Source organism: Neisseria flava (assembly GCF_982712965.1).
This window is the reverse complement of sequence record NZ_CEXQBZ010000127.1, coordinates 22,322-29,465: the sequence shown is the minus strand read 5'-3', so window position 1 is coordinate 29,465 and position 7,144 is coordinate 22,322. Positions and strand designations below refer to the sequence as shown.

The 7,144-nt window shown below is 52.9% G+C and carries 7 protein-coding genes; all 7 read right to left on the bottom strand.

Annotated features, from left to right (window positions below):
• Positions 1 to 119: 119 nt before the first annotated feature.
• The 7 genes from AC5M9B_RS09670 to AC5M9B_RS09640 all read right to left on the bottom strand — a co-directional run bounded on the left by AC5M9B_RS09670 (position 120) and on the right by AC5M9B_RS09640 (position 7,136).
• Complete coding sequence (locus tag AC5M9B_RS09670) at positions 120 to 584, bottom strand: ProQ/FINO family protein (RefSeq protein ID WP_019270475.1); 465 nt, start codon at positions 582 to 584, stop codon at positions 120 to 122.
• Positions 585 to 821: 237 nt separating this feature from the next.
• On the bottom strand, positions 822 to 1,913 hold the full coding sequence (aroC, locus tag AC5M9B_RS09665) for a chorismate synthase (protein ID WP_487648566.1): 1,092 nt from the start codon (positions 1,911 to 1,913) through the stop codon (positions 822 to 824).
• Between the two features lie 103 nt (positions 1,914 to 2,016).
• Positions 2,017 to 2,787: a sulfite exporter TauE/SafE family protein gene (locus AC5M9B_RS09660; protein ID WP_209282815.1), complete on the bottom strand. Its 771-nt coding sequence runs from the start codon at positions 2,785 to 2,787 to the stop codon at positions 2,017 to 2,019.
• A 116-nt stretch (positions 2,788 to 2,903) separates the two neighbouring features.
• Positions 2,904 to 3,986, bottom strand: coding sequence for a tRNA (uridine(54)-C5)-methyltransferase TrmA (trmA, locus tag AC5M9B_RS09655; RefSeq protein ID WP_487648565.1), 1,083 nt, complete (start codon positions 3,984 to 3,986; stop codon positions 2,904 to 2,906).
• Positions 3,987 to 4,132: 146 nt separating this feature from the next.
• The gene (locus tag AC5M9B_RS09650; RefSeq protein WP_487648564.1) at positions 4,133 to 4,849 is read right to left on the bottom strand and encodes a GntR family transcriptional regulator; all 717 of its coding nucleotides are present in this window, start codon (positions 4,847 to 4,849) and stop codon (positions 4,133 to 4,135) included.
• A 361-nt stretch (positions 4,850 to 5,210) separates the two neighbouring features.
• Positions 5,211 to 5,630 carry an OsmC family protein gene (locus tag AC5M9B_RS09645; protein WP_070440537.1) on the bottom strand — a complete coding sequence of 140 codons (420 nt, stop codon included), beginning with the start codon at positions 5,628 to 5,630 and terminating at the stop codon, positions 5,211 to 5,213.
• Positions 5,631 to 5,780: 150 nt separating this feature from the next.
• Positions 5,781 to 7,136: a PFL family protein gene (locus tag AC5M9B_RS09640; protein WP_487648563.1), complete on the bottom strand. Its 1,356-nt coding sequence runs from the start codon at positions 7,134 to 7,136 to the stop codon at positions 5,781 to 5,783.
• Positions 7,137 to 7,144 lie beyond the last annotated feature (8 nt).

Sequence of the window (7,144 nt, the reverse complement as noted above, 5' to 3'; positions counted from 1 at the left end):
GTAATGTATATTTGCTCATAAAAAAACTGCACCTTGTGAGTTGGAGGGGATGTCCAACTTTTGGGGTGCAGTTCAAACAGAAAACCCGTTTTCAGACGACCTTTTAAAATCATTCGATATTATTCGGCGTTGTTTTGTACCGCTTCTTCAGTTTCGGCTGCTGCGCCGACTTGTTCGGCTTCTACTGCCTCAGTTTGCGCTGCCTGTTTGGCGGCTTGGCGCTCGGCTTGTTCTGCCAAAGCTTGTTGGACAAACGGATGCTGTTGGGCGATGGCTTGTTCTTCCGCGCTGACTTCGCCTTTGAAGCGGTTGTTCAAATCAAAACGTTTTCCACCGCGCGCCAGGGCTTTGAGGTAACGGGGACGGCGGCAATGGTTGGCGAGGACGCGGGCGATCAGCGCAGGATCGTATTGAGGCAGCGCGGCAACAAGGTCTTGGTCGATGCCGACGGCCAGCGGTTTGAATCGTTTGAAGACGTCGTATTTGCCGTAGATATGGTCGGCAATCATGTCGGTCTGTTTTTTCTTGCTCATGGTTTGGACGGCGGATTTCAAAGCTGCGCCCAAAGCGGTTTCTTGTGTCATGTCGTTTGTATTCCTCTAAAATAAAGCCGTGCGTTTCGCTATGGCACGGTAATGGCGGTATTTTAGTATAAAGCCTGTGTTTTGGCTAAGTTTTTTTGCGAATGTTCGATTGTAAATGTTTATTTGCGGACGACGCCGACACACCTGTCGCCATAGCGTTGCGAAAAGGTCGTCTGAAAACGTTCGGCACAATCCGCCATGTTTGTTTTCAGACTACCTCTTTCAATTTTATCTATGCTACTTGGTAATGTCTGGCGTATCAACAGTTACGTCGGCATTTTGCGCGCGGTGGCGTAGGGCGTGGTCGATAAGCACGAGCGCGAGCATGGCTTCGGCGATGGGAGCGGCGCGCAGGCCGACGCAGGGGTCGTGTCTGCCGTGGGTGGCGAGCTCGACGGGGTTGCCGTTGATGTCGATGCTGCGGCGCGGGGTGGCGATGGAACTGGTGGGTTTGATGGCGATGTTGACGTGGATATCTTGTCCGGTGCTGATGCCGCCGAGGATGCCGCCGGCGTGGTTAGACAGGAAGCCTTGCGGGGCGAGTTCGTCGCCGTGTTCGCTGCCGCGCTGGACGACGCTGCCGAAGCCTGCGCCGATTTCCACGCCTTTGACGGCGTTGATGCTCATCATGGCATAGGCGATTTCGGCATCGAGGCGGTCGAAAACGGGTTCACCCAAGCCGACGGGGACGTTGGCCGCTTCAATATGCAGCTTCGCGCCGACGGAATCCAACGATTTGCGCACGCTGTCCATATAGTTTTCCAGCTCGGCGATTTGGCTTTGGTTGGCGGCGAAGAAGGGGTTTTGGGAGATGTGTTCGTAACCTTCAAACTGAATTTCTTTTTCGCCGACTTGGGTAACGTAGGCGGTGATTTCCGTGCCGAATTTTTCTTTCAACCATTTTTTGGCAACGGCTCCGGCGGCAACGCGGGCGGCGGTTTCGCGGGCGGAGCTTCTGCCGCCGCCGCGGTAATCGCGCGTGCCGTATTTGTGCCAGTAGGTATAGTCGGCATGACCGGGACGGAAGCTGGTGGCGATGTTGCCATAGTCTTTGCTGCGTTGATCGGTATTGCGGATTAAGAGGGCGATGGGGGTGCCGGTAGTTTTGCCTTCGAAGACGCCGGAGAGGATTTCGACTTGGTCGGCTTCGCGGCGTTGGGTAACATGGCGGCTAGTGCCGGGTTTGCGCCGGTCGAGATCGGCTTGGATGTATGATTCGGTCAATGCCAGCCCAGGCGGGCAGCCGTCGATGATGCAGCCCAAACCTGCGCCGTGGCTTTCGCCGAAGGTGGTAACGGTAAAGAGTTGTCCGAAAGTGTTACCTGCCATGTTGCCCTCTATCGGTTATATGCTGAAAGATGACGGATTTTAGCATACAAAGGTCGTCTGAAACGCTTTCAGGACGCGAATCCTGCTATGGTGCGCCTTATCTCTATCGAATCAAATCCCAAGCGAACTTGCCTATGGTCAGACACAACAACACCATAAATCCGTAACGCAGAAACTTGGTTCCGCCGCGTATCGCCAATTTCGCACCGACCATGCCGCCGCACAAATTCGCCAGCGCAAGCGGAATTGCCCACGCCCAAACAACATGCCCTTGCGGGATGAAAAATGTCAGCGCGGCGAGATTGGTGGTCGAATTGATGACTTTTGCCGATGCGTTTGCCGTCAAAAAATCGTAGCCGTAAAAACGGACGAACACGAAAGCCAAAAGGCTGCCCGTTCCCGGCCCGAAAATACCGTCGTAAAACCCGATTAATGCGCCGAAAAACAAACCCCACAAGGTTTCTCGACGCGTCAGTTTTTCAGTGCGCACCGTCTGCCCCAAATCTTTTTTGATAAAGGTATAAACACACATGGCAATCATGATGACCAGCATCGCCGGTTTCATATATTGCACAGGGAGGAAGACCACGGTTTTCGCGCCCAGATAGGAAGCGGCAAAAGCCAGCGCGGCGGCGGGCAGCAGCATTTTCCACGGTACAGGGATTCTGCGCAGATATTGCCCCGTCGCAGTAACCGTCCCGCAGCAGGAGGCAAACTTATTCACGCCCATCACCGAAGCGACAGGTGTGGAATTCGGCAGCAGGTTGAACAGTCCGGGAATTTGCAACAGCCCGCCGCCGCCAACCGCCGCGTCCATCAGTCCGGCACAAAATCCGGTGAGCAGTAAGAAGTAGAAAAAGGAATCTACGGGCATGATGATTCAGGCTTTATTGGAAATTTCTTATCAGGGAAAAGGTCGTCTGAAAACAGTTTTGCACATGAAATCCATGTTTTTAAAATGTTCAGACGACCTTTTTCAACCCCGCTTCTTTATTTCTTCTTCAAATAAACGCCGCTTTCGATATGGTGCGTAAACGGGAACTGATCAAACAACGCAGCGCGTTCGACAGTATGGGTTTGGCAAAGTCTGTCGAGGTTCGCGCGCAAGGTTTCAGGATTGCAGGAAATATAGATAATGTTGTCGAACCGGGAAACCAGCTTCAGCGTTTCATCATCGACGCCGGCGCGGGGCGGATCGACAAAAATCGTGGAGAATCCGTAATCTTTCAACGAGATACCCTGCTCTTGCAGGCGGCGGAATTCGCGGCTTTGCGTATAGGCTTCGGTAAATTCTTCCGCAGAGAGGCGGGCGATTTTGATGTTGTCTCTTTGGTTCGCTTCGATGTTCCATTGCGCGGCGTAAACGGAAGTTTTGGACACTTCGGTTGCTAACACCTGACGGAAATGCTGCGAGAGCGGCAGGGTGAAATTGCCGTTGCCGCAGTAGAGTTCGAGCAAATCGCCGTCGAGATTTTGCGCAACATCACACGCCCAGCCAAGCATTTTTTCGCACACGCGGGCATTGGGCTGGGTAAAGCTGCCTTCGACTTGGCGGTAGCGAAAGGTTTTACCGTTTACGTTCAGCTCTTCGGTTATATAGTCTTGAGTCAAAACGATTTTCTGCCTCCTACTCCGACCGATGATATGAATGCCCAATTCACGCGCCAAGGTTTCGGCGGCACGCTGCCACGCTTCGTCCAGTTTTCTGTGGTAAATCATGGTAACGAGCATCTCGCCGCTTAGTGCAGACAGAAATTCTACAGCGTACCAGCGGTTTTTGAGTTCGGGATTTTGCGTGGCAGCTTCGATGAGTTTGGGCATCAAAGCATTGATGGACTCCGAAGCAGCAGGAAATTGGTCGCAACGTATGAGACTTGCGCCGCTTGCTTTCTGCCCACGCTCGAACATGGCATAAAACATTTCGCCGCCTTCGTGCCAAATGCGGAATTCGGCGCGCATACGGTAATGCTGTTCGGGGGATTCGAAAACTTGAATTTCAGGAAAATCCAAACCTTGGAAAAGCTGTTGCAAGTATTGGATTTTTTGGTCGAGCTGTTGCGTATAAGCGGTCATTGGAGAAATGTCTCATGAAAAAATGCCGTAATGTCGGTTTGGTCGGCAGGTTGGCGTAAAGATGTTTGACAACAACGAAATGCTGACAAAGGTCGTCTGAAAACCTACCCACGCTCGTTTTCAGACGACCTTTTATTGGCCTTTGATTACTCGCCTTCGTATTTGCGTTCCAAACGCTCTACGCACGCGCTTAAGTGTTTGCGCATGACTTTGACCACGCGGTTGCGTTTGCCGTTGACCAGCAGGTCGAGGATTTCGCGGTGTTCGGAATGGGTGTGGGTGTTGATGGTGCGTTTTTCATGACGTTGCGCATCGAAGACGGCGACGATGAGCGAAGAACGGGCGCACAGGGTGTTCATGATATCGAACAAGACATTATTGTCGATCAAGCGTGCCAGTTCGACATGAAAGGCATTGGATAAGCGGTTCCAACCCACGCGGTCGCCGCTGTCGGACGCCTGTTCTTCACGCTCGATCATCGCGTAGAGCGGCTGGAGGCGCGTTTCCAAATCGGGCATATCGGACAGAAGGTTCAAAATCATGCTTTCCATTTCGATACGCGCGTTGAACACGTCCTGCATTTCCTTCAAATCGGGAACATGGACGAACGCGCCGCGATTGGGCTGCAAATCGACGATTTTGTCGTGCGCCAACAGGGACAGCGCGCCGCGCACAGTATTGCGCGAGCAAACCATCTGGCGGCAAAGCTCGGATTCGGTCAATTTTTTGCCGGGCAGCAAAACATGGTCGGTGATGCCGTCCAAAATCAGGGCGTAAACGCGGAACAGCTCCGAATCGTGCCTGCCTGCCGGCATCATGGAAGAAGGGGTGGGCGCATGGAGGGTTTCGTTATCGGTATTCATTATTTCAGCTCTCCTCATGGTCTGGCGTGGCATATTGTTTGAAATGACTGGAAATTTGCGATGGCGTTGAGCCGCCCCGTATCGCTTTATACTTGATTCCATTTCAATATGTCACGAAACCTGATTAAGATATAATTAAAAATTGTTGACAATCCCTAACTAAGCTTGCACAATATGTCGAAAGGCCAAGTTATAAAGGCTGATAGAGAGAGAATCCACAATAAGCAAGCAGATATATTCATGGTGTAGCGTGAATATATCTGCTTTTTTGTCGGGCGGTCTTTATTCACGCTTTAACAGTATTCCGCCTCTAAACGCTTTTCAGACGACCCCTGAAAGATACGGGAGGTCGTCTGAAAAATTACTCTGCTTCGACGGTTTCAAAACTGTGGGTGATTTTCGCCGCCTTGCCCAGCATAATCGAGGCGGAACAATATTTCTCGGCGGACATCTGCACGGCGCGCTCGATGGCGGATTCGGTCAGATTGTGTCCGATGACTTTAAAATGGATGTGGATTTCGGTGAACACGCGCGGGGTATCGTCGGCGCGCTTCGCAGTAACCGTCGCTTGGCAGTCCACTACCTTTTGACGCTGTTTCTCGGCAATCATCACAACATCGATGCTGGAACAGCCCGCCACACCCAAAAGCAGCATTTCCATCGGGCTGGGACCGCGTTTCGCCTGCCCTTCCGCCGCCGCGCCTTCCATGACGACGCTGTGTCCGTTTTCGGTCGTGCCGACAAAGCACATTCCGTCTATCCATTTTGATGTAACTTGCATGATTGCCTTTCTGTCGGGAAATGCCTGAGAAACAGGCGCATTTTCATATTGTAAACAATTTCTACGGATAAATACAGGCGCAGAGTTGGAAAAGGTCGTCTGAAAACAAGCATTGCAAGTTTTCAGACGACCTTTTTCATGGTCAAGCCATCAGTTTTTCATCGATTGAACCGGTGCGGGAATCCTGCCGCCGCGGTTGACGAACACTTCGCACGAACCTTCTTTAACCGGCATTACAGGCGCGTAGCCCAACAGACCGCCGAACTCGACACTGTCGCCGACGGTTTTGCCCGTTACCGGAATGATGCGCACGGCGGTGGTTTTACTGTTGATCATGCCGATGGCGGCTTCGTCGGCGATGATACCGGAAATCGTGTGCGCGGGCGTGTCGCCGGGAATGGCAATCATGTCCAGCCCGACCGAGCAGACGGCGGTCATCGCTTCGAGTTTGTCCAGTGTCAGCACGCCTGCTTCGGCGGCGGCAATCATGCCTTCGTCTTCGGAAACGGGAATAAACGCGCCGCTCAAACCGCCGACCGCGCTGGAAGCCATCATGCCGCCCTTTTTCACGGCATCGTTCAGCAATGCCAAAGCAGCCGTCGTGCCGTGCGTACCGCAGACGCTCAAGCCCATTTCTTCAAGGATGCGTGCTACCGAGTCGCCAACGGCAGGGGTCGGTGCCAGCGACAAATCGAGAATACCGAACGGAATGCCCAAAATTTTCGAGGCTTCGCGGCCGATGAGTTCGCCCACGCGGGTGATTTTGAAGGCGGTTTTCTTCACGACTTCGGCGACTTCGGTCAGGCTGACCGCGTCCGAATTTTCCAGCGCGGCTTTGACCACGCCCGGCCCCGACACGCCGACATTGATAACGGCGTCTGCTTCACCCGACCCGTGAAACGCGCCCGCCATAAACGGATTGTCTTCCACCGCGTTGCAGAACACGACGATTTTGGCGCAGCCGAAACCTTCGGGCGTGATTTCAGCCGTGCGCTTGATTGTTTCGCCCGCCAGTCTGACCGCATCCATATTGATACCCGCGCGCGTGCTGCCGATATTGATGGAGCTGCACACGATGTCGGTCGTCTTCATCGCTTCGGGAATGGAGCGGATTAACACCTCGTCTGAAGGAGACATGCCTTTTTGCACCAGCGCGGAAAAGCCGCCGATAAAGGATACGCCGATGGCTTTGGCTGCCTTGTCCAAAATCTGCGCCACGCTGACGTAAGAATCGGCTTTGGTCGCTGCCGCGATTTGGGCAATCGGCGTAACGGAAATACGCTGATTCACAATCGGCACGCCGTATTTGGCGGAAAGGTGTTTCGCCGTAGCGACCAAATCTTTGCCAACGGTGGTGATTTTGTTGTAAATGTTTTGGTTCAACACATCGATGTCGGTGCTGATACAGTCGTGCAAATCAATGCCTATGGTAATGGTGCGGACGTCGAAATGCTGGTCGGCAACCATTTTGACGGTTTCTAAAATTTCGCCGGATTGGATACTCATCACATTCC

What these genes read in the sequence shown, in the direction of transcription:
- AC5M9B_RS09670 (WP_019270475.1), bottom strand. Translation starts at nt 584, where the DNA reads ATGACACAAGAAACCGCTTTGGGCGCAGCTTTGAAATCCGCCGTCCAA.
- aroC (WP_487648566.1), bottom strand. Translation starts at nt 1,913, where the DNA reads ATGGCAGGTAACACTTTCGGACAACTCTTTACCGTTACCACCTTCGGC.
- AC5M9B_RS09660 (WP_209282815.1), bottom strand. Translation starts at nt 2,787, where the DNA reads ATGCCCGTAGATTCCTTTTTCTACTTCTTACTGCTCACCGGATTTTGT.
- trmA (WP_487648565.1), bottom strand. Translation starts at nt 3,986, where the DNA reads ATGACCGCTTATACGCAACAGCTCGACCAAAAAATCCAATACTTGCAA.
- AC5M9B_RS09650 (WP_487648564.1), bottom strand. Translation starts at nt 4,849, where the DNA reads ATGAATACCGATAACGAAACCCTCCATGCGCCCACCCCTTCTTCCATG.
- AC5M9B_RS09645 (WP_070440537.1), bottom strand. Translation starts at nt 5,630, where the DNA reads ATGCAAGTTACATCAAAATGGATAGACGGAATGTGCTTTGTCGGCACG.
- AC5M9B_RS09640 (WP_487648563.1), bottom strand. Translation starts at nt 7,136, where the DNA reads ATGAGTATCCAATCCGGCGAAATTTTAGAAACCGTCAAAATGGTTGCC.